The following is a 21,472-nucleotide window of genomic DNA, read 5'->3' as shown; positions in this document are numbered from 1 at the left end:
TCAAAAAGTGCGTGTTATCCGGTAGGTAGCCAATTTTTTTAATGTAGGAAATGGCGTTTGGTGCCATCCACCACATTCACTTCGTAGGCTTTAAGCTGTATGCCAAATCGATTTTGGTAGGCTGCCGAAATTTTTTCAGTAAAAAATTGACTGGCGGATTTTTTCACCAGGTTCAAGGTGCAGCCACCAAAGCCGCCTCCCATCATGCGGGACCCGGCAACCTCTGACAAGTCCCGGGTGAAATCAACCAGGAAGTCAAGTTCCGGGCAACTCACCTCGTAGTCCTGGGAAAGCCCCTCGTGTGACCGATACAGGTAGGCGCCAAAACGATCCAGGTCATTTTGTTCCAATGCCTCGCAGCTTTGAATTACTCGCTCGTTTTCCTGGATTACGTAGGAACAACGTCGAAAAACGGTACCCGGCAGTTGATCTTTGAGTAGTTTCAACTGCTCGGCATCCACATCGCGAAGACTACTGACGTTGGGGTGGTGTGCTTGCACCAGCGCTACTCCCTGCCTGCATTCCTCGCGACGTTTGTTATACGCCGAATCGGCCAACGAATGGGAAACCCCGGAATCGCACAACAGCCACTGATAGTTTCCCAGGTCTACCGGAAAGTATGCAAAGTCCAACGAACGACAATCCAGCCGCAGGGCCTGCTCCTTTTTACCCATCATAGACGCGAACATGTCCATGATCCCGCACTTAACGCCCGCAAAATCGTGCTCCGCCTGTTGCGAATACCGGACCAGATCCAGCTTCTCGATGCGCAGCGCAAATAACTCCGACAATCCCAGTCCCACACCGTTTTCCAGCGCTGCGGAGGACGACAAGCCGGCACCGATCGGAATATCGCCTCCAAATACACAATCGAACCCCTCCAGTACATACCCCGCTCCCACAAACTGGGCAGCCACTCCCATGACAAAGTTGATCCAGCCATTCCGGGGCTTCAATTCCTCCAGCGTAAAGATTTGCTCTTCTTCGAAATCCAGGGAATAAATCCGGCAAGTCCCAGAAGCATTTTTTGCGAAACCCAGGTAAATGTATTTGTCAATGGCTGCCGGTAACACAAAGCCTTCGTTATAATCGGTATGTTCGCCGATGAGATTGATCCGTCCCGGAGATCGAATCAGCAAGGGCTCCGAACCGTATTTTTCAAGAAAGGTGCTGCGAATCAACTGGGGAAGGGACATAAAAATGGCGGTTTTCGGAGGGGTTAATCTTCCTGGTAAAGGGTAAACAAAACGGTTTGGCCTACCACCGAAAGGGTCTTTTTATCGATCAATTCCATGCTATCATCATGGGTGTGGTGGTAGTGGCTAAATCCAAAGTCCGGACTGTATTCGATGATATTGATCATGGGAATATTGGCATCCTGATTGACAAACAGGTGGTCATCCGTGATGGCTTCCGATCGCCGCATGGGGAAAAAATCACCATGGCCCAGGCGGTGCGCATAATTCCAAACGCGGTCCACCAGGTTTTTGGCATATTGCATGGAATAGCCTTCTTTGTAAAACCGCGCATTTCTTCCGCCTACCATGTCCAGCAATATTCCGTAATAGGCCGTGTATCCTTTTTGATGGGGATTTTTGGACCAATGCTGGGAGCCCAGACACCACCAGATCTGGCTGGTATCCCGAAAGTTTTGGTGTTCGGGCTCTCCGTCGTCTTCTCCGTCAAAAAACACGATATCCACCCCTACTGCTGGCTGTAGGCTATCGGTATGCAATACCCGGGCGATCTCCAGTAGCACGCCCACCCCGCTGCCGCCGTCATTTGCTCCATCGATGGGTTCATCAATCCGTTCGGTATCCTTGTCCGCAATCCGGCGGGTATCCCAATGAGCCGCCAACAAAATGCGCTTGGTCGCTTCGGGCCGGTAACTCCCGATGATGTTCGTCAGTTCCAGATTTTTGCCATCATAGGCCTGGGCAGTGAATTCCTGCTCCGTCACCGAAAAGCCATAACCCTCCAGTTTTTCAACCAACCAATCGCCGGTTTCCCGGTGGGCTGGGGTATTGGGAACCCGCGGCCCAAAGGCTACCTGCTGTTCAATAAACGCATAGGCGGAATCGGCATTAAAGGGTGGATAGGCTTTTGCCGTAAATTCCGTTGTTGATGTTTCTTCCGTGACTTGTCGATCTCCACAAGACCACAAAAGCAGTATCAGGAGCACCAGGCGCGTACTATTCTTCATATCCCCAATCGATTTTCTCTTTCATGTCTTTAATAATCAGGCCGGCGGCCTTTAGCCCAGCCCGGATTTGGTCCACTTTCTGGTAGTCACGGGCAGTTTTCGCACCGCCATACAAATCCAATATGACCTGCAATAATTGCTCCTGATGGTCTCCTTTTTCTTCCTGCAACCCCAGAATGTCAGAAACAAACGTACAAAATGTCTGGATGAGCTCCTCAAATACCTTTTCACCCAACTGAGCGGCCTGCAACTGTCCGGTATACAGGCTGTTTATTTTTTTCAACAAATTAAACAAATGGCCGGTCGCCTGGGCGGTGTTAAAATCATCATCCATGGAGGCAAAGGCTGCGTCGATACTTTGCCGAATCTGTCCAACCTGCTTTTCGTCAGTGCTCATTGTGGCATCTTCCTGATATACCAGGCTTCTGGCAATCCGGTACCCATTGATGAGTTTTTTATACCCTTTTTGCGCAGCCTGCAACGCTTGATTTGAAAAGTCCAGGGTGGACCGGTAATGGGCGGTCAGTATAAAATACCGGACGGTCATGGGGCTGTAGGGCTGTTCCAGGCGCTCGTGGTTTCCCTGAAACAGCTGCTGCAGGGTAATAAAATTGCCGAGGGACTTGCCCATTTTCTGGCCGTTGATGGTGATCATGTTGTTGTGCAACCAATACTTGGCCGGATCGGTATGGTTGCAGGCGTTACCCTGAGCGATTTCACATTCGTGGTGGGGAAACATCAGGTCCATCCCGCCACCATGGATGTCAAATTGGCTTCCCAGGTATTTTGAACTCATGGCGGTGCATTCCAGATGCCATCCGGGAAACCCCAGGCTCCAGGGGGATTCCCATTTCATGAGGTGTTCCGGGCTTGCCTTCTTCCAAAGGGCAAAATCCAGCGGGTTTCGCTTTTCGGATTGGCCGTCCAGCTCCCGACTGCCACTCATGAGCTCTTCGACCACCCTTCCAGACAGCCGGCCGTACTTTTTGATTTCGTTGTAAGCCAGTACATCGAAGTATACGCTCCCATTCACCTCATAGGCCAGGCCTTCGTCGAGAATCTGCTCCACTAGCCGAATTTGTTCCGGGATATGTCCGGTGGCCCGGGGTTCGATGCTTGGGCGGATGGTGTTAAGCAGTTCCATATCCCGGTGATAAGAGGTGGCGTATTGTTGGGCCACTTCCATGGGTTCGAGCTGCTCCAGTTTGGCTTTTTTTGCAATTTTATCCTCACCCTCGTCGGCATCCGCCTCCAGATGCCCCACATCGGTGATATTTCGTACATAGCGTACCTTATAGCCCAGATAGCTCAGGTACCGGTAGACCACATCGAAAGTGATCGCAGCCCGAGCATGCCCCAGGTGCGCATCGCCATATACCGTGGGACCGCAGACGTACATGCCCACATGCGGCGGTTTGAGTGGCTCAAAAAAGACTTTATTTCTGGATAGGGTATTGTATATTTTTAATTTTTTTGAATGCATGAGGCAAATTTATCAAACTTTCAATACTTTTTTTAGGAAAATAATTTTATTACATTTGTACTAGAATTCGTTAGTGATCACAGAGGGGACAGGCAGTCCCCTCTTTCATTATGAATCATTTTGGAGGGGAGCCCTTGGAGCAAGTAAGCAAAAAGATATGAATTTGAGGCAAACGATAGAGGAAATAGTGGAAAAACACCTTCCCGATGCCAGCCACTTTGTAGTGGACATCCAAATCGTGGAAAAAGGACCCAAAAAATCCTTGCATATCCTCATCGATGCGGATCAGGGTATCACGATTGAAACCTGCGCACTGGTCAGTAGAGCGGTAGGGGATGAAATCGAGGCCAAAGAGCTCATGGATTCAGCGTATGTCATGGAAGTCTCTTCTCCGGGAGTGGATTTTCCGTTGAGTTCGCGAAGGCAGTACCAAAAAAATATCGGGCGCACCTTGAAGATTACACGAGACAATGGCGAAACGCTTGAGGGGAAACTCAGCGAGGTAGACCAACGAGGTATTCAGCTCCTGGTAACGAAAAAAGAAAAAGGTAAAAAGGCGGTAGAAGAAGCGATTTTCCTCCCCTTTGACCAAATAAGGAAATCTATAGTAGTAGTCTCTTTCAAATAAAAACAATGGATGCTAAAGTTCTGATTGAATCATTTGCTGAGTTTGCAAGATCGAAAAATGTGGACCGACCAACAATGATCCGTATTCTGGAAGATGTTTTTCGGGCAATGATTCGCAAAAAGTACGAAACAGATGAAAATTTTGATGTGATCATCAATGCTGACAAAGGAGATCTGGAGATCGTTCGGATCAGAGAAATTGTAGACGATAACTCGGAAGACATCTGGGATTACGACAAAATTAGTTTGTCTGAGGCAAAGAAAATTGAACCCGATTTTGAAATCGGAGAAGAAACGTACGAAAAGGTGGAATTGGAGGATTTTGGAAGAAGAGCCGTCATGATGGCTCGCCAAACCCTCATCCAACGGATCAAGGATCTGGAAAAGGACTTGCTCTTTCAGCAGTACGAGGAATTGGTTGGGGAAATCATCAGTGCGGAAGTATACCAAATCCTGGGAAGAGAGATCCTATTAATGGATGGAGAGGGGAACGAGCTGATCATGCCCAAATCCGAGCAGATTCCGAAGGATCGCTTTCGGAAAGGAGACAGTGTACGGGCCATTGTACACAAGGTAGAAATGATCAATGGCAACCCACGGATCATTTTGTCCCGAACGTCTCCCATCTTTTTGGAGCGTCTGTTTGAAAACGAAGTGCCGGAAGTATACGACGGACTCATCACCATCAAGAAAATTGTTCGGGAGCCCGGCGAACGAGCAAAGGTGGCGGTGGAATCCTACGATGACCGAATTGATCCGGTTGGGGCTTGCGTGGGAATGAAAGGCAGCCGAATTCACGCCGTGGTACGGGAATTGCAGAATGAGAATATTGACGTCATTAACTACACGGATAACCTTGATCTGTACGTGTCCCGAGCCCTGAGCCCTGCAAAGGTGTCTTCCCTGCAAGTTAGCGAAGAGGACAAGCGGATATCGGTATACCTCAAACCCGATCAGGTGTCCCTGGCCATCGGCAAAGGCGGTTTCAACATTCGGCTTGCCAGCCGTCTGGTGGGCTATGAAATCGATGTTTTCAGAGAGTTATCCGATTACGAAGAAGAGGAAGATGTGGATTTGTCCGAATTTTCTGACGAAATTGAGGATTGGGTAATAGACGAATTGAAAAAAACAGGGCTTGATACGGCAAAAAGCGTATTGGCCTTGACCAAAGAAGACCTATTGCGGCGAACCGAACTGGAAGAAGAAACGATTGACGATGTATTTAAAATATTAAAACAGGAATTTGAATAGCGAATAACGATAGATTATACGTTATCCCCTTTATATTTGCATTAGAATAAAATACAGGAATAGGTATTAGTATGTCAGAAGAAAAAATGATGCGATTAGGCCAGGTAGCCAGAAAGCTCAACGTAGGTGTAGCGACCATCGTGGAGTCCATGGCGAAGAAGGGCTTTGAAGTAGAAAGCAACCCAAACTCTAAAATAAGTATGGAGCATTTCAACATGCTTGCCAAAGAGTTTCGGTCTTCTGCTCAAGAGAAGGAAGAGGCCTCCCATCTTTCCATTGGCAAAAGACACAACGAAAACTTTACCATAAAGGCTGAATCCGAATCCGAACCGGAGAAGGAAATCAAAAAGCCGGAACCGGAAAAGCCAACTCCTAGCCCGCGCGAAGAAAAACCTTCGACAGAAAAAGATACCGAAAAAATTTCCACGGAAGCACCCAAACTTCAAGGAATCAAAGTAGTGGGGAAAATTGATTTGGAAGGAAAGGCTGGCAAACCAGCCGAACCGAAGCCCGAAGCAGCCGCAAAAACACCCGAACCGAAAGCGGAAGTCCCCGCCAAAGAAACTCCAGAGACCAAAACGGAGAGAAAGGTAGAGAAGCCAGCGGCAGAAATAGAAAAACCCGCTGCCAGCAGTCCAGTAAAGGCAAAACCAGTGGAGCCGGAAAGCAAAACACCGGAAAGTACACCAAAAGCTTCGGATCCGAAAGAAGAAAAATCCACCCCTGAAACGCCCGCAAAAGCAGAAGAAAAACCAGCCGAACCGGAAAAACCGGCCGCTGAAACAATTAAACCAGCGGAAGTCTCCGACGAAAAGGACAAGGTGATTTCTGCAAAGGCAGACTCCCTGAAAGGACTGACCGTCCTGGGTAAGATCGAACTTCCAAAAGACAAGCCGAAAAAGAAAACCAAACCGGTGGCTTCTTCAGACGAACGAAACAAAGAGAAGAAAAAGCGGCCGAGAAAACGCATCGATAACCGACCCGCACGGGGCCCTGAGGGAGTCCGTCCAGCAGCGGGAGCTGCAGGAAAGGGTCCGGGAGCAGGTGCCCGAAAAGGCAATAACCGGGGACCAGCAGCAAGACCCGGTGCCAGAGGCACTGGAAATACCCGCTTCCAGAAAGAAGAACCTACGCAGAAAGAAATACAGGACCAGATCAAACAAACCCTGGCCCGTTTACAGGGCGGGGGAAAATCCGGCGGAAAGGGTAAAAACCGTAGAGACAAGCGGTCAGACCGATCCAAAGAAGTAAGTGATGCGCCGGAAGAAAGCCGAGTACTGAAGGTAACCGAATTTATTTCTGCCAACGACCTGGCTTCCCTGATGGACGTTTCCGTCAATGAGGTCATTTCCGTGTGTATGGGATTGGGGATGTTTGTCTCCATCAACCAACGACTGGATGCAGAGGCCATCACCATTATCGCAGATGAATTCAACTACGATGTGGAATTTACTAAATCCGACGAAGAAGAAGCGGAGATAAAAGTAGAAGAGGATCCGGAGGAGTTGGTGGAACGAGCACCGATTGTCACCATCATGGGACACGTAGACCACGGTAAAACCTCCTTGCTGGACTTTATCCGAAGGGCCAAGGTGACGCACGGAGAAGCTGGAGGAATTACCCAGCATATCGGTGCCTATGATGTAGAAACCGATGACGGGCATAAAATTGCCTTCCTGGATACACCGGGACACGAGGCATTTACTGCCATGCGGGCCCGGGGTGCCAAAATAACGGATGTGGCCATTATTGTGATCGCGGCAGATGATAACGTGATGCCTCAGACCAAGGAGGCGATTAATCACGCCCAGGTTGCGGGCGTACCGATGATTTTTGCTATCAACAAAGTGGACAAGCCCAATGCCAATCCGGATAAAATCAAAGAAGAACTTGCCAACATGAACTTGCTCGTGGAAGATTGGGGAGGTAAATACCAATCCCAGGAAATCTCCGCCAAGACCGGTCTGGGCATAGATGAGCTGCTCGAAAAGGTATTGCTCGAATCCGAAATCCTGGAACTCAAAGCCAATCCCAAAAAGAACGCAGTGGGTACGGTCGTGGAAGCGTCCCTGGACAAAGGAAGGGGTTACGTATCCACCGTCATGGTACAGGCTGGCACGCTGCGGATAGGGGACACCATCCTCGCCGGACAGCATTACGGCCGGGTCAAGGCCATGTTTGACCACCTCGGTAAAAAAGTGGACGAAGCAGGGCCCTCCACTCCTGTACAGGTACTGGGCCTTGGAGGTGCACCGCAAGCCGGAGACGTGTTTAAAGTCTACGATTCGGAAAGGGAAGCACGGGAAATTGCCAATTCACGCGAGCAAATCCAACGAGAGCAGAGTCTGCGAACCAAAAAACACATCACCCTGGACGAAATCGGCAGGCGACTGGCGATTGGCAGCTTCAAGGAGCTTAACATCATCATCAAAGGAGACGTGGATGGATCTGTGGAAGCCCTGTCCGATTCCCTACTCAAACTGTCAAAAGACGAAGTAAAAGTAACTATTATCCATCAAGGTGTGGGACAAATATCCGAGTCGGATGTATTGCTTGCTTCTGCCTCCGATGCGATTATTCTTGGTTTCCAGGTACGCCCCTCTGCCAATGCCAAACGGCTGGCGGAACAAGAAGAGATTGAAATCAGGCACTACTCCATCATTTACGATGCCATTAACCAAATCAAAGATGCCATTGAAGGAATGTTGGAACCTGAATTTGAAGAGGTGATTACGGGCAATATCGAAGTCCGGGAAGTATTCAAGATTTCCAAAGTCGGTACTGTCGCCGGTTCCTACGTGACTGATGGCTACATTCACCGCAAGAATAAGATCCGAATCATTAGGGATGGAATCGTTATCCATGAGGGAGAAATTAGCGCCTTGAAACGCTTCAAAGACGACGTAAGCGAAGTAAAAAACGGCTACGAATGTGGAGTTTCCATCAAAGGTTTCAACGATATCGAAGTGGGAGATACTTTTGAAGGGTATAAAATGGAGGAAATTAAAAGGAAAAAATAATCCGCATGCAGATGTAATCCGAAAAGAAAGGCTGTCCCGTATACGCGACAGCCTTTTTTGCTGGAAAAAAAGACGATCAACCTAGGATCCCGCTCATGGAAACGCTTTTCGCCAGTCTTACAATCCTTACCTTCCTGACAGGCCTTGCGGTAGTGCTGGGCTTTATCCGGCCGGTTTGGGTGCTGTGGTTTCTGCACCGTAGCAACCGCCTGCTGGTCCTGAAATACTACGGAATCGCCTTCCTCTTGCTGCTTTTTACCTGGCTTTTACTGGAGAACGTACGCTATTAGGCCGATACACCTACTTTTAGCCCTTCTGCGCGAATATACGCCGCAGCCAGGTCGTACTCTTCTTCGGAGCTCAGGTGCTCCATCATCAGGGGTATGTCCGCAAGCCGACTTACTTCCTGCAAAAACACCTGGTAATCCAGCTGGCCCAGACCCGGTCGCACTTCGGAAAATTGCGGCATGTAATAATCCTGCCGGAGATCGATGTCCTTGGCGTGACAACTTCGGATATGAGCTCCCAGTTTTTTAAAGCACTCCCGTATCAGGTTGGCGTTGTCGTAAAACAACCGGGGGCTTACGATCAGGTTCATGGGGTCCATGTGCACACCAAAGGCCTTGCGGTCAATGGCCCGGATCAGATCCAGGTAACTGTCTGCAGAGTCGGGAAAGGCCCAGGGCATGGGTTCCAGTGCAAAAAACGTTCGTTTCGGCTTCACTGCATCGATGATTTTTCGCGTTACTTCTACGATTTGATCGAAGGTATCCTGCGTGAGGTTATCGCGATGCGGCCCGGCCCAGTGAACCGCGTTTTTTGAACCACTGATGTTTACGCAACAATTGGCGCCAATACGTTCGGCCAGGTGCAGGGACTGGATGCACTTTTCCATGGCTTCCCGGGCCATGTTGGCGTCGGGGCTGATGGGATTGCTCCAGGCTCCCACTTCAGCGATAACAATGTCTGCTTTTTTAGCCGCACTTTCGTAGGCCTGAATCTCCACTGCACTTGCCGTGGTGGGAAGCGGGCAATAGGCAGCACGGAATCCTTTGGCCCTTACAGCCGCGGCCCATTCCTCCGGCCCCTGGGGTTTGGAAAAGATCGGTCCACCCAGGCGTACAGCGGCTTTGGGACGTATCCTGGCAAAAGCAGGGGCTGCTACCACCGCTAGTCCCAGGGCAGACAGGCTGTTCCGTGTAAAGGTTCTTCGGTTCATGGTTGGGTTATTTGGTTTGGAAAGGGAATATAACGAAAAAAAGGAATAGCTTTATACGCCTGGTGTTGAAAGTAAATGGTCATTGACGGCGAAGTTCCGAAATCGACGCGGGGCTTTCGGTAATCCTTAAAATAGATAATTCGCTATGTTATGAATAGTTGGACCCATTTGTAGAAATTCAACACAAGGCTTTCTACATCTTCCTGAAAACTAACCAACCGCATAACGTCTACTTAACGATTTCACCACCATCTTTAAAAAAAGTGATTTAAACGGGATGGCTCGCTCCCACCCAAATGAATTTGGAAATATTTTGAAAGAAACCATTAATCCCCTGTGTCAAATCAGAGAAAATAGGGTTTTTTCTATTGACTGTACGCTGTGGTTGACCATAGAAAATGTTCAATTGGTAGTGGATTAGGCGGCTTTCCAGATACCTCAAAAGCCAATCATTACAGCACCCGGGCTTTTGCCAAAATGGAAGAAATGCAAGGGCTTGTGCTTTTTGTTGGGTTCGGCAACCAACCCTATCAGATGGTCGATGCGTTGCTGATTTGCCCTCAATCATTAAAAAACCCACTTATTCCAGGGAGTTGTAAGAGTTTCCTGTGAAAGGTGAATTTGGGCGATCCGAGGGGGAATAATTTGGCTGAAGCCCGTTATCCCAAGAATACCCCTGCCTATCGCTAGTAGGCAATTGATCGAAAAAAACATGGCCGAGTACCGCCAACAAAGCTGCAGGGAATTCGCAAAAACACCTATCCGTCTTTTTCAAATCCCCCGATCAGATCCTCGCGCCATCAAACCATTCGGCACCGCCAAACCCCTGGTTTCCCATCTACTGCTGTGGCCGCAATTAAAAACTCCGTTCCCCCGTCCCGGAGACGGAATTTCTTTTTAAAGGCCTCCGCTTTAAGGGGATGGTTTTTGGAAATCACGTGCACCTTACCCTCCGGGTATCGCTTTTTCAGTACTTTCTTATCCAGACGAATTTGCTCCATCACCTCAAATACCCGTCCAGGCACTGCCTCCGGCAACTGATCCGTGGTATACACGTGGGTGTGTGGATGCAACTTGGCCAGTCCCTGCGCTACGGAAAAGCTTTTGAATGCCCCGGCTTTTAAAAGGGCGGCATACGGGATGATCAGGTATTTCCCAGGATAGGCAAATGTGGGACAAGCCAGGGCTTCCTCCTCCGGAGAAAACGAAAAGGAAAAGGTCTCTCCCTCCCGCATTTCCACAGCTACAATCCGCAGCGGTTTTCCGGAGCCGTCCGCCAGCAACAGCAGTTCCCTAACCTCGTTCTTTACTCCGAGTACGTGTACCTGGGTGATTCCCGGTAATTCCCTGCAGGCCTCGCTGATATCCAACATGGGGGAAGCCTTTACCAGAATGACCCTGGCTTTTTGCTGCAATACGTCCCAGTTACGCACCAGATCCGGCTCCAGGTCCCGAAGGCGATGTAATTTTTGATTGCCCATGCCCCTCCGCGCAGGATCTACGTAAAGCAGGTCGTACGTTTCCGGCGTTTCCCGCAGAAATTCAAGCGCATCCTGCGTCACAAAGGTACAGTGCTGGCTGTTCAAAAAGTAGGGAAGGTTTCGCCGGGCCAGGGCTACCAGCTCCTCCTGCCGCTCCACATAGGTCACCCGTTTGCTGTTTTCACCCAAATAGACGGTATCCACGCCAAAGCCCCCGGTCAGGTCCAGCAGGGTCGTTCCCTGCACCAAGCTGGCTTTGTACCTTGCCGTACGTTCCGACGAGCATTGCTCTACCGAAAGGGCAGGCGGAAAAATAAGTTGTGGATGGACAACCCAACTCGGCAACTTTTGCCTTGCCTTCTGCCGCAGGGCTATTTGGGCAGCGGCTGCCTTGAGGTCCAGTCCCGGAATTTCTTTTTGCTTTAAAAGCAATTGTGCAGGATCTTCATTCAGATGATCCTGCACAAATTGCATCAGTTCGGCGGTATAGGTCGCTTCCAGATTCACTTAAGCCATGCTGTGTGCCAACAGGTATTCGGCTATTTGCACGGCATTGGTGGCCGCCCCCTTTCGAAGGTTATCTGCCACAATCCACATGTTAAGCGTATTGGGCTGGGTTTCATCCCGACGCAGTCGGCCAACAAACACCTCGTCCTTTTTGTGGGCATGCAGGGGCATGGGGTAGGTATTGGTGGCCGGATCGTCCTGCACCACCACACCGGGGGTTTCTCCCAGCAGTTTCCGGACCTCTTCCAGGTCAAAATCTTTTTTGAATTCCACATTGACGGATTCGGAGTGGCCTCCCATCACCGGAATTCGGACCGCAGTAGCCGTTACCTGAATGGAATCGTCGTCGAAGATCTTTTTGGTCTCATTGATCATCTTCATTTCCTCCTTGGTGTAGCCGTTTTCCTGAAACACATCGATATGGGGCAATACATTCAGATCGATTTTATACGGGTAGACCATGGTGGCTTCTTCCCCTTTTCGCTCCGCCATCAGTTGATCGACCGCATCTTTCCCCGTTCCGGTAACCGATTGGTAAGTGGATACCACGATTCGCTTGATGCCGTATTTTTTCCGCAAAGGGGCCAGCGCAAGCACCATCTGAATGGTGGAGCAGTTGGGATTGGCAATGATACGGTCGTCGATGCGCAACGCTTTCCCGTTAATTTCGGGGACAATAAGTTTTTTCGTAGGGTCCATTCTCCAGGCCGAAGAATTATCGATCACGATGGTACCGGCTTCGGCAAACCGAGGCGCCCACTCCAGGGAAGTACCTCCCCCTGCTGAAAATATTGCAATATCCGGCTTCGCTTCCACTGCCTGTTTCAGGCCAATTACCGTATATTCCTTTCCCTTAAACGCAATCTTTTTTCCCGCAGAACGCTCAGAGGCGACCAGAAGGAGTTCGTCGAATGCAAAATTGTGCTCGTCCAGCACTTCCAAAATTTCGGAGCCTACCAATCCGGTGGCTCCCACTACGGCTAACTTCATCTTGACTATTTTTTGACCGGTTTTCCTTTCCTGAGAAATGCACAGGAAAATTTTTTTCATTGAATTACGCGTGCTTTATACGGTATTTGTTATATTCCATCTATGAAAGCCATCATTTTGATCGGATACTTCATTACTTTTTCCTTGCCAGGATTTGCTTTCCCTACCGTTTTAAACCCAACACGTACCCAGGATTTCGAAGAACGTTTTACGCTTGTCAACCATCCGGAGGAGTTTTTGCCTGGTTGGTCTGCCAACGAATTGCGTTCCGGACCTTCCCGGGTATTTCAAGCCAGCGGGCAGGGTGTAAACCAGTCCAATGCCCTGGGATTGCAACCCATTGCAAGTTTCAGTGCGCAAATTTACATAAAAATAGCGACTGTTGGCCTAAACGGTCCCAGAATTTCCTTTCAAGCCCGCACCGCAAAAAACGGCTCGGGTACCCGTCCGGCCCTGGTTTACCTGTCGTTTTCCAGCGATTTGGCGCAGGGATTTAGCGAACGTATTCCGCTGGGAGATATTGGGACGTTTCCGAACGAAGACCGTCCTTTTGCCGCGTACTCCCTCCCGGTTCCCGCAGAATTCGCACATACTGCCGCGGTAACCGTTCTCCTGGAAGTGGAATATGGGCCAGGTTCGGGTACAGCCGCACGACTTTTTCTGGACGATTTCTCCGTTGAAGGCGGGGCCGCGCAAGCGGGAGAACTGACCCTGACTGAGGCAAGCCTTGTGGCAGAAAACATCCTATCCCTGCAGTTCAACCAGCCGCTTCAACTGCTGAAAGAAGGCGTACTACTGAATAACCGCTACGGAACACCGCGGTCAATCCGTCAGCCCGAAGCCGGGGAAATGCACCTGGAATTCGATCGTCCCTTGTATACCAACGAATACCGCATCCAATTTGAGCAGCTTGAGGTAAGGGAAACGGGGCAGCTCCTGGATGACTGGGCGTTCACATTTTCCATCCACAGGCCCACCCCTGTCGGTGCCCTGATCATCAATGAAGTCATGGCAGACCCCAATCCAAAAGGTAGGGTCCCTCCCGAACCGTTATTGCCTACCGCTGCGAATGCCGAATACATTGAATTGTACAACCGCCTGGACAGACCCCTCCTGCTACGTGAGTTTACCTACAACGGGGTGCCCATCGAAGAGCGGGTCATCGCGCCACTTTCCTACCTGATTCTTTGCTCGCCAGCTACAAAACCGCTTCTGGAAGGCTTCGGGCAGGTAGCTGTGGTCGACCCTTTTCGTACCTTGCCCAATGCATCGGGAACCATCCGCATCCGGGACGGTTTCTCAAACCTGATCGACAGCCTGACCTATTCCGAAGCATTCTACCGGGACCCCGAAAAAATCAATGGAGGCTGGGCCCTGGAGCGGATCAATCCCTTCCAGGCCTGCAGCGATCAATTCAACTGGCTGGCATCTACCGCTCCGACAGGAGGGAGCCCCGGAACGCAAAATGCCGTCTTTCGTGAAGAACCGGATACCCGGCCGTTTGCCATGGTAGCGGTACAGCCGCTCTCAGCGGAACGAATTCGCGTCAGTTTTTCCAAAGCATTGCCCCCGGAACCGGCCGAACCTCCCTCGTTCTCCATCTCCGGACTTCCCCTTCAGGTGTTGCAGTACAGGGCCCACAGCCTGGAACTGGGCCTCCCGGAACCCCTGATTTCGGAAACTACCTATTTGCTCGAATCGGGACCGATGATCGATTGCTTTGGGCAGCCCCTGGAATCCGACACCTTATCCTTTGTATTTGATGCGACCGCTCCCCGGCTTTTATCGGTGTGGGGGGTCTCAGAAAACAGGCTTTTGCTGGTCTTTGACGAAGCCCTGGAGCCGGCCTCGGCTTCCGAACCGGAAAATTACGGACTGGAAAACAGTACGCTCACTATAACCGCAGCTCAAATCCACGAAAGCGAGCCAAATCAAGTGCGCTTGCAGGTCGACGGGACCTTTCAACCGGGATCGGAATACACCCTGCAGGTAAATGGTATTGCCGACGGGTACGGCAATAGTCAATCGGAATCGGTCGCTTCGTTTGCCTGGGAAAATTTTCTGGACAGCCTGTTTTTCGATTCTCCAACCAGCCTTGGCCTGCAGTTTGCCGGTGCCGTAGCAGAAGGAACCGTACGGAATCCGGACAATTATTTCTTACTTCCGGCCGCTATTCGGCCCAGTAGGGTATTGCCGGCCGCAGGTGAAGCCGCTGGATTGGTCTTGGTTTTCGACCGCGAGCTTCCTCAAAACCAAGACTTCCAGCTGGAAATCACCGGTATCAGCGATGAGCAAGGAAAGGAGCGCTTTACTTTTCATGCACCGCTGCGGTGGGATACCCGTCCGATACAGCTTAGCCGCCTCGAAATCCCCTCCTCGCGCAGCCTCTTGCTGGAATTCAACAAACCCCTGGATCCCAAATGGGCGGCCGTTCCCCAATTCTACGAAGTAAACGAGGGCATCGGATTGCCAGAAGAAATCTCGCTGCCCAGCCCCGACAGGGTACAGCTCGCCTTCGCTAACGATTTTATTCCTGGAAAAACCTACCGAATTCAACTACGCCATTTACGGGATCGGTTCGGAGAAGAAATGGCATCGAGCATCCACAGGTCCTTTACCTGGGACACGCTTGCCCCGCGGATTGACACCGCCTTTCTGCTGTCTCCCTATGAACTGAAACTAGAATGGAGCAAAGCCATCGAACTTCCGGATTCCGTCCTGGTAAACCAGCGGTTAGAAACAATCTTTTCCCTGGATGCAACGGGCAAATACCTCAGCCTGCTTACACAACGCCCGCTGACGGACGAAGTACTTCGCCTCCGGGTTCCGCTCGTCCAGGCTCGGTCCGGAGAAATCAGCCAGAACCTGGAATACGCGCTGAACCATTCCCTCTTTGCTGTTAGTAAAACCAGCATTTGGGATCAACAAACCCTGGAAATCACCTTTACCGATTTTCCCGATCCGGGTACGGTGCTATTTCCCGAGAATTACCGAATTGGTAGCCGCCCACCCAAGGAGGTACACCTATCGGAAAATGGATACCAGGTATCGTTATTATTGCAAGAAACGCTTAGCCTGGGGGATACGGTTTCGATCGCTGTTGCAGCGGTTAACACCTCCGAAGGAAAATCCAGCAGGCCGCACGAAGCATCCCTTGCCTACCACGACGGCATTCTGGATTTATGGATGGAACAGGGCCAATTGCTTCGCATCAGGCAGCAAGAGTCTCTGGACACTACCCAGCCCTGGATGGGTGATTTCCTGGTTTTGGAAGAGGAATTGCAGCCTGAGGCCCTTCTGAACCAAAGCAGGCCCGATCAAATTCAGGTAATTTTGGATGTACCCATACCGGCGGGAACCGTTTGGACACTTCAAATTCCTCCGAGATTGACTGAAAACGGTACGCTACTACCTGGGAGCCTGCGGAGCTTTTCCTGGAATCCATTACCCCCGGAGTTACTTGAGGTAGACCCGCTACCCGCCAACCAACTTCTCCTACATTTTGACAAAGAACTCAATCCGGTTCTAGCAGTGGTCCCCAGTTTTTATTCGGTAAATGGGGAATCCCCCTCCTGGGTCTCGGTGGAAGGTCAGGGAGACCGGGTGTTACTTACGTTTGAAGCGGGCTGGGAAGAGGGGCAGAATATCCGGCTGCGTATTGAGGCATTGGAGGACCTGGATGGGAACACAATTGCTCCCATAGAGCTGGCATTTCCCTACCAATCTCCACAAATTCCCAGGTTCAAGGAGCTAATCATTAACGAAGTGATGCCCGCTCCGCGTGCCGGAAACGTACTACCTGAAGCGGAATACCTGGAGTTATTCAATCCCACGGAGCTAACTTTTCCTTTAGGCGGCATGGTGCTTTCCAATAGCCGTGCCGAAACCACGCTTCCGCGTGCCAGTGTGGCTCCGGGACAATTCCTCATTCTTTGTCCGGAGAGCATGACGGAAGCCTTCTCTCGCTTTGGCCCTGTGCTTGGCCTCAAATCCTGGCCCACGCTCTTGAACAGCGGGGATGTGATCAGCCTGAAAAATACGCAGGGACTTCTGGTGGACCGCGTCTATTACAATCCCGGGATGCCCCTGGGCAGTGAAATCTCGACCAATGGCTTTAGTCTGGAAGTGATCAATCCATGGTATCCCTGCGAATCTGAAACCAACTATGCCCCATCGATTAGCGAAAACAAGGGTACTCCCGGTCAGCCAAATGCGGTTTTCGATGACAGTCCCGACCGGACGGCACCCCGCCTGCTTTCCGCCATTCCGGAAGACGATTACCGGATTCTGCTACGATTTTCAAAACCGGTAGGCCCCCATAACGAAGGAAGTTCCTTCCGATTGACTCCGGAGCGGGAAATACGGGCAACTTACAGCGATTCCTTGGATCAATTCCAATGGGTATTGGTGTTGAAGGAACCCTTGCAGCAGAACCAGGCCTATTTGTTGACGGCAGAAAATTGGCGAGACTGTTCGGGCAATTCCCTTGATCCGGCGGCTGCTGAATTGTGGCTGAAAATACCCGGTGTCGCCGAAGAGGGTGATTTGCTGTTGAACGAAATTCTTTTCAATCCGGATACGGGCGTTCCAAAATTTGTAGAGATTTACAATAATTCTGAAAAGTACCTGAACCTGAAAAACTGGAAACTGGCCAATGCTACCGACGGAGAAATTAGTAACCGTCGGGTTATCGCAGGAGGCAATCTGATACTGGATCCGTTTGACTACCTGGTAGTGACGACCGATGCACAGCGACTAGCGGAACGGTACCCCCTCAATGACCGGGAAAAATTTGTGGAAATGAGCTTGCCCAGCTATCCGATTCGATCCGGAACGGTCATTCTGCTGGACCCCGATGAAAACTGGGTGGAACGACTGGACTATGACGAAGATTTTCACCATGCCTTCCTGCGGGATGTCAAGGGAATTTCCCTGGAAAGGTATTCGGTAGCTGCTCCGACGAACGACCGGGAAAACTGGCATTCGGCCGGTGCGCATGTTGGCCATGCCAGTCCCGGCGCCAAAAATTCCCAGGTATTCGTGCCGGGCGGTTCCACAGTTGGCATTGCGGTTACTCCAGAGGTATTTGTTCCCATGGCTGCCGGTGAACAACCATTTACAACCATATCGTATACCATGCAAACGCCTGGATTTCAGGCCACCCTTCGTATCTTCACGCCTACCGGAGTTCCGGTGAAGGTGTTGTGTGAGAACGCCATCTGGGGAGCCGAAGGATTTTATACCTGGGATGGCAGTAACGAACGGGGAGAAAAGGTGAATGCAGGCTATTACATCCTTTCGGCAGAACTGGTTCATCCCAACGGGCAGGTACAGCATCTGAAAAAAACCGTGGTGGTGGGTGCTAAATTTTGAAAATAAAATGTCCTGGGCGAATAATTTTTGTACTTTGGGACGAATTACCATTGAATGAAACCCTTTTACCTGTTTGAGAGCCGTATCCATGAACCCAACATGCTGTTTTCAGGTATTTCTCCTCGCCTTTGCGCTCCAGCTGGCTGCCTGCCAGCCCAGGGAGGGAAAAAAGCCCGAGTTTGTTCTGCGTTTCGGTCACCTGGCCAATCGGGAACACGGCTGGCACAAAGCCAGTTTAAAATTTGCCGAAGAGGTAAAAACCCGATCCAACGGGAGAATCGAAGTAAACGTATATCCCAACGAACAGTTGGGGAAAGAGATGGATGTGCTTACGGGCCTTTTGGTAGGAAGTGCAGATATCATGATCACGGGAGAATCCCTGCAAAGCTGGAGCCTCCCCAAATCCATCTTGTGCGCCACCCCCTTCGCCATCCGGGATTCCGATCATCTCAAGAAAGTAGCCGGGGGACCCCTGGGAAAGGAGATCGAACAACACATTCTGGATATAGCCGGGTTTCGTCCCATCGCCTGGTTTGAGCGGGGAGCCCGAAACTTAACCGCTAACCGGCCGATCAGGCATCCGGATGAATTGCAGGGGATGATCCTTCGTGTCCCGGCGGTATCGCTGTATGTAGACACCTGGAGTGCACTGGGAGCAAAGCCTACTCCCATGGCCTTTTCAGAAGTATTTACCGCCTTGCAGCAATCCACCATCCATGGACAAGAAAACCCCTTCGCGCTGATCAAAGATGCCGGGCTATACGAGGTACAAAAATACTGCATGCTGACGGAGCACGTAAAAAGCTGGGCCTATGTGGTCATGAGCGATAAAAAGTACCGCATGTTGCCACCGGATCTCCAGGAAGTCATTGACACGGCTGCCGGGATCATGCAGGAATACGAGCACGAATTATTTCTAATACAGGAAAAAAAAGACTACCAATTTCTGGTGAATAAAGGAATGGAGTTCATAGAGGTGGACAAGCAGGCATTTCAGGAAGCCGCTACAAAGGCGGTGGTAAACTCTTTTAACGAGGATCAGATAGATTTGCTGAAACGAATTCAGGAGGTGCCATGAGAAAAACCGACTTTCCCCTACTCGACAAAATACTCGGGCATTTTGTGACTGCAAGCTTTTTTCTGATGATTGGGGTGGTATTGCTTCAGGTAGTGGCCAGATACGCCCTGCCCTGGTCTCCAAACTGGACGGAGGAGCTGGCGAGGTTTAGTTTTATTTACCTGATCAGCGTGGGTGCCGCACTTTCCATAAAAGATGAGGGATACGTGCGTGTGAACACCTTTTTGGACAGGCTGGCCCCAAAAGCAAAGGCCCGCATGGAAGCGGTCGTGTTGCTTTTCGTGCTGATTCTGATGGGAACCCAATTCATCTTTAGCATACCACTCATGGAGATTGTCAGTCTGCAAAAGTCACCGGCGATGAACCTCAACATGGCCTTTATGTATGCGTCCATGGCCCTCATGGGCCTTTTTACTGGTTTGTACGCATTGTTGGAATTACTAAAAAAGCTAAAATGACCGCCCTCCTTTTTATTGTTTTTCTGCTGCTACTGATTCTTGGCTTTCCGATTGCCTTTTCGTTGGGAATCGCTGCATTTAGCTACCTGCTTTTCAGTGATATTCCGCTGATGGTCATTCCCCAAAAAATGTATGCCGGCATTGACGTATTTGTGCTGTTGTCCATCCCCGGTTTTATTTTGGCAGGCAACCTGATGAATGCCGGAGGGATCACCCAACGAATCATCCATTTTTGCAATGCTTTACTAGGGCATATTCGTGGCGGGCTGGGATTGGCAAATGTGGGGGCATCCATGCTTTTTGGGGGCATATCCGGAACGGCCATAGCGGATACCGCCAGTATCGGCTCGGTCATGATCCCTGCAATGAAAAAGGAGGGCTACGATGCTCCCTTTTCCTGTGCAGTAACAGCTTCCTCTTCCACCATTGGCCCCATCATCCCTCCCAGCCTTCCCATGATTATTGCGGCCACCCTTACCGGCCTTTCCGTTGGTCGATTGTTTGTCGCAGGCATTGTGCCTGGCTTGCTACTTGGGCTGGGATTTTTGCTCACCGCTTATTTGATCGCTGTGAAAAAGAATTACCCAAAAAGCGATCGGAAATCGATGGTTCTCATCGTCAAAAGTTTCTTTCAGGCATTCTGGGCACTGATGATGACCCTGCTCATCCTTTTTGGCATTATCGGCGGTGTTTTCACTCCTACCGAGGCTTCCATCGTGGCCGTGATCTATGCCATGGGAATCGGACTGTGGGTTTACAAAGACCTGACCTTTAAACGCATACCGGAAATTCTACTGAACTCGGCCAAGACCACGGCCGCCCTGATGGTCCTCGTCGGCTTCGCAAACCTGTTTGCCTGGATCATGACGGTGGAAGAACTTCCCCAGCAAATTGCAAGTACCCTTCTGCAACTTACCGAGAATAAATGGCTACTCCTGCTATTGATCAACCTGCTGCTGATCGTGGTAGGGGCATTTATGGAAACCATTGCCGCACTGCTTATACTGTTTCCTGTCCTGTTAGGCGTTGCCGTTCAGGTTGGAGTAGACCCTGTCCAATTTGCCATTATCATGGTCTTTAATCTGGTAATCGGCCTTACCACTCCTCCCGTGGGGGTTTGCTTGTTTGTGGCCTCAAGTATTGGCGGTGTATCTCTTGAGAAAATTGCCCGTGCTGGCTTGCCCTTTTTGTTGGTCAGCCTGTTGGTGCTGGCACTGGTAACCTATGTTCCGGCCGTGAGCCTATGGCTTCCCGGACTTTTTTACGAATGAAACCGAGATAGACATGTTGTCATATAATGGCTATTTTTTTGTCATTTTGACGGACATCGCTTGCTACTAACTGCCGTATTGTCTTATTAATCAGTTATTTACCTAGTTTCCTGGAATGGCATCTGTTTTGAATTGGAGGGAATGTAATCGAAGTAGAAAACAAAAAACCAATAACGCCATGACATTAATGAAAGTAGCAAACAACGGAAAAAAATCTCAAGTACCTGCCTTTGACAATTTGTTTGACAGGCTATTTGACATGCCTTCGGCTTTTGATTTGGGTGCTCCCCTGAGCCGTTTCAAGGCCAGCGTACCGGCGGTAAATATCAAAGAAAATGAAAAGAATTACCTGCTTGAACTGGCCGTTCCCGGCTTGAAAAAAGAAGATTTCAACATCTCTTATGAAAATGAGCACCTGGTGATCGCTTCCGAAAGGAAAACCGAAGCGCAAGAAGAAAAAGATCAGGTAACCAGACGGGAATTCCACTACGCGTCCTTCCAAAGGTCATTT

15 protein-coding genes are annotated in these 21,472 nt (G+C 50.2%); 9 read left to right on the top strand and 6 right to left on the bottom strand.

What is annotated here, in order from left to right; translation table 11 throughout:
- Window positions 1–38: 38 nt before the first annotated feature.
- Genes galK through cysS form a run of 3 tightly spaced genes read right to left on the bottom strand, consistent with a single transcriptional unit; the run spans window position 39 to window position 3,686 of the window.
- The gene (gene galK / locus BMW71_RS09580; protein ID WP_092172888.1) at window positions 39–1,196 is read right to left on the bottom strand and encodes a galactokinase; all 1,158 of its coding nucleotides are present in this window, start codon (window positions 1,194–1,196) and stop codon (window positions 39–41) included.
- 23 nt (window positions 1,197–1,219) lie between these two features.
- Window positions 1,220–2,203 (bottom strand): M28 family peptidase, encoded by a 984-nt coding sequence (locus tag BMW71_RS09575; protein ID WP_092172885.1) that lies wholly within the window; start codon window positions 2,201–2,203, stop codon window positions 1,220–1,222.
- Window positions 2,193–3,686 (bottom strand): cysteine--tRNA ligase, encoded by a 1,494-nt coding sequence (cysS, locus tag BMW71_RS09570; protein ID WP_092172882.1) that lies wholly within the window; start codon window positions 3,684–3,686, stop codon window positions 2,193–2,195. The genes BMW71_RS09575 and cysS overlap by 11 nt, the downstream gene beginning before the upstream one ends.
- Window positions 3,687–3,843: 157 nt before the next feature.
- Here cysS and BMW71_RS09565 point away from each other — a divergent pair, with 157 nt between their 5' ends.
- The 4 genes from BMW71_RS09565 to BMW71_RS09550 all read left to right on the top strand — a co-directional run bounded on the left by BMW71_RS09565 (window position 3,844) and on the right by BMW71_RS09550 (window position 8,874).
- Entirely contained in the window at window positions 3,844–4,314 is a 471-nt protein-coding gene (locus BMW71_RS09565) for a ribosome maturation factor RimP (RefSeq protein WP_092172879.1), read from the top strand.
- A gap of 5 nt (window positions 4,315–4,319) precedes the next feature.
- The gene (gene nusA / locus BMW71_RS09560) at window positions 4,320–5,564 is read left to right on the top strand and encodes a transcription termination factor NusA (protein WP_092172876.1); all 1,245 of its coding nucleotides are present in this window, start codon (window positions 4,320–4,322) and stop codon (window positions 5,562–5,564) included.
- A gap of 71 nt (window positions 5,565–5,635) precedes the next feature.
- Entirely contained in the window at window positions 5,636–8,584 is a 2,949-nt protein-coding gene (gene infB / locus BMW71_RS09555; protein WP_092172873.1) for a translation initiation factor IF-2, read from the top strand.
- Window positions 8,585–8,679: 95 nt separating this feature from the next.
- The gene (locus BMW71_RS09550; RefSeq protein WP_092172870.1) at window positions 8,680–8,874 is read left to right on the top strand and encodes a hypothetical protein; all 195 of its coding nucleotides are present in this window, start codon (window positions 8,680–8,682) and stop codon (window positions 8,872–8,874) included.
- On the opposite strand, the gene BMW71_RS09545 is transcribed toward BMW71_RS09550, so the two are convergent.
- From BMW71_RS09545 to BMW71_RS09535, 3 genes are all read right to left on the bottom strand, one after another.
- On the bottom strand, window positions 8,871–9,803 hold the full coding sequence (locus tag BMW71_RS09545) for a sugar phosphate isomerase/epimerase family protein (RefSeq protein WP_092172868.1): 933 nt from the start codon (window positions 9,801–9,803) through the stop codon (window positions 8,871–8,873). The two genes, BMW71_RS09550 and BMW71_RS09545, sit on opposite strands and share 4 nt — an antisense overlap.
- Window positions 9,804–10,603: 800 nt before the next feature.
- The gene (locus tag BMW71_RS09540; protein WP_244891136.1) at window positions 10,604–11,791 is read right to left on the bottom strand and encodes a THUMP-like domain-containing protein; all 1,188 of its coding nucleotides are present in this window, start codon (window positions 11,789–11,791) and stop codon (window positions 10,604–10,606) included.
- Entirely contained in the window at window positions 11,792–12,781 is a 990-nt protein-coding gene (locus BMW71_RS09535) for an aspartate-semialdehyde dehydrogenase (RefSeq protein WP_092174757.1), read from the bottom strand.
- A gap of 102 nt (window positions 12,782–12,883) precedes the next feature.
- Here BMW71_RS09535 and BMW71_RS09530 point away from each other — a divergent pair, with 102 nt between their 5' ends.
- The 5 genes from BMW71_RS09530 to BMW71_RS09510 form a co-directional block, all read left to right on the top strand.
- Complete coding sequence (locus tag BMW71_RS09530; protein ID WP_092172865.1) at window positions 12,884–18,154, top strand: lamin tail domain-containing protein; 5,271 nt, start codon at window positions 12,884–12,886, stop codon at window positions 18,152–18,154.
- 73 nt (window positions 18,155–18,227) lie between these two features.
- A complete protein-coding gene (locus BMW71_RS09525; protein WP_244891135.1) occupies window positions 18,228–19,232 on the top strand; it encodes a TRAP transporter substrate-binding protein in 1,005 nt (334 codons plus the stop codon).
- Window positions 19,229–19,690, top strand: a complete 462-nt coding sequence (locus BMW71_RS09520) for a TRAP transporter small permease (protein WP_092172859.1) — start codon at window positions 19,229–19,231, stop codon at window positions 19,688–19,690. The genes BMW71_RS09525 and BMW71_RS09520 overlap by 4 nt, the downstream gene beginning before the upstream one ends.
- Complete coding sequence (locus BMW71_RS09515) at window positions 19,687–20,961, top strand: TRAP transporter large permease (protein WP_092172856.1); 1,275 nt, start codon at window positions 19,687–19,689, stop codon at window positions 20,959–20,961. The genes BMW71_RS09520 and BMW71_RS09515 overlap by 4 nt, the downstream gene beginning before the upstream one ends.
- A gap of 178 nt (window positions 20,962–21,139) precedes the next feature.
- On the top strand, window positions 21,140–21,472 hold a 333-nt coding region (locus BMW71_RS09510; RefSeq protein WP_218145578.1), incomplete at its 3' end, for an Hsp20/alpha crystallin family protein.

It is taken from the genome of Cyclobacterium xiamenense, assembly GCF_900109255.1.
GTDB lineage: Bacteria > Bacteroidota > Bacteroidia > Cytophagales > Cyclobacteriaceae > Cyclobacterium > Cyclobacterium xiamenense.
This window is presented reverse-complemented; position numbering and strand designations above follow the sequence as displayed.

What these genes read in the sequence shown, in the direction of transcription:
- BMW71_RS09515 (WP_092172856.1), top strand. Translation starts at nt 19,687, where the DNA reads ATGACCGCCCTCCTTTTTATTGTTTTTCTGCTGCTACTGATTCTTGGC.
- BMW71_RS09545 (WP_092172868.1), bottom strand. Translation starts at nt 9,803, where the DNA reads ATGAACCGAAGAACCTTTACACGGAACAGCCTGTCTGCCCTGGGACTA.
- nusA (WP_092172876.1), top strand. Translation starts at nt 4,320, where the DNA reads ATGGATGCTAAAGTTCTGATTGAATCATTTGCTGAGTTTGCAAGATCG.
- galK (WP_092172888.1), bottom strand. Translation starts at nt 1,196, where the DNA reads ATGTCCCTTCCCCAGTTGATTCGCAGCACCTTTCTTGAAAAATACGGT.
- infB (WP_092172873.1), top strand. Translation starts at nt 5,636, where the DNA reads ATGTCAGAAGAAAAAATGATGCGATTAGGCCAGGTAGCCAGAAAGCTC.
- BMW71_RS09530 (WP_092172865.1), top strand. Translation starts at nt 12,884, where the DNA reads ATGAAAGCCATCATTTTGATCGGATACTTCATTACTTTTTCCTTGCCA.
- BMW71_RS09550 (WP_092172870.1), top strand. Translation starts at nt 8,680, where the DNA reads ATGGAAACGCTTTTCGCCAGTCTTACAATCCTTACCTTCCTGACAGGC.
- BMW71_RS09565 (WP_092172879.1), top strand. Translation starts at nt 3,844, where the DNA reads ATGAATTTGAGGCAAACGATAGAGGAAATAGTGGAAAAACACCTTCCC.
- BMW71_RS09575 (WP_092172885.1), bottom strand. Translation starts at nt 2,203, where the DNA reads ATGAAGAATAGTACGCGCCTGGTGCTCCTGATACTGCTTTTGTGGTCT.
- BMW71_RS09535 (WP_092174757.1), bottom strand. Translation starts at nt 12,781, where the DNA reads ATGAAGTTAGCCGTAGTGGGAGCCACCGGATTGGTAGGCTCCGAAATT.
- BMW71_RS09520 (WP_092172859.1), top strand. Translation starts at nt 19,229, where the DNA reads ATGAGAAAAACCGACTTTCCCCTACTCGACAAAATACTCGGGCATTTT.
- cysS (WP_092172882.1), bottom strand. Translation starts at nt 3,686, where the DNA reads ATGCATTCAAAAAAATTAAAAATATACAATACCCTATCCAGAAATAAA.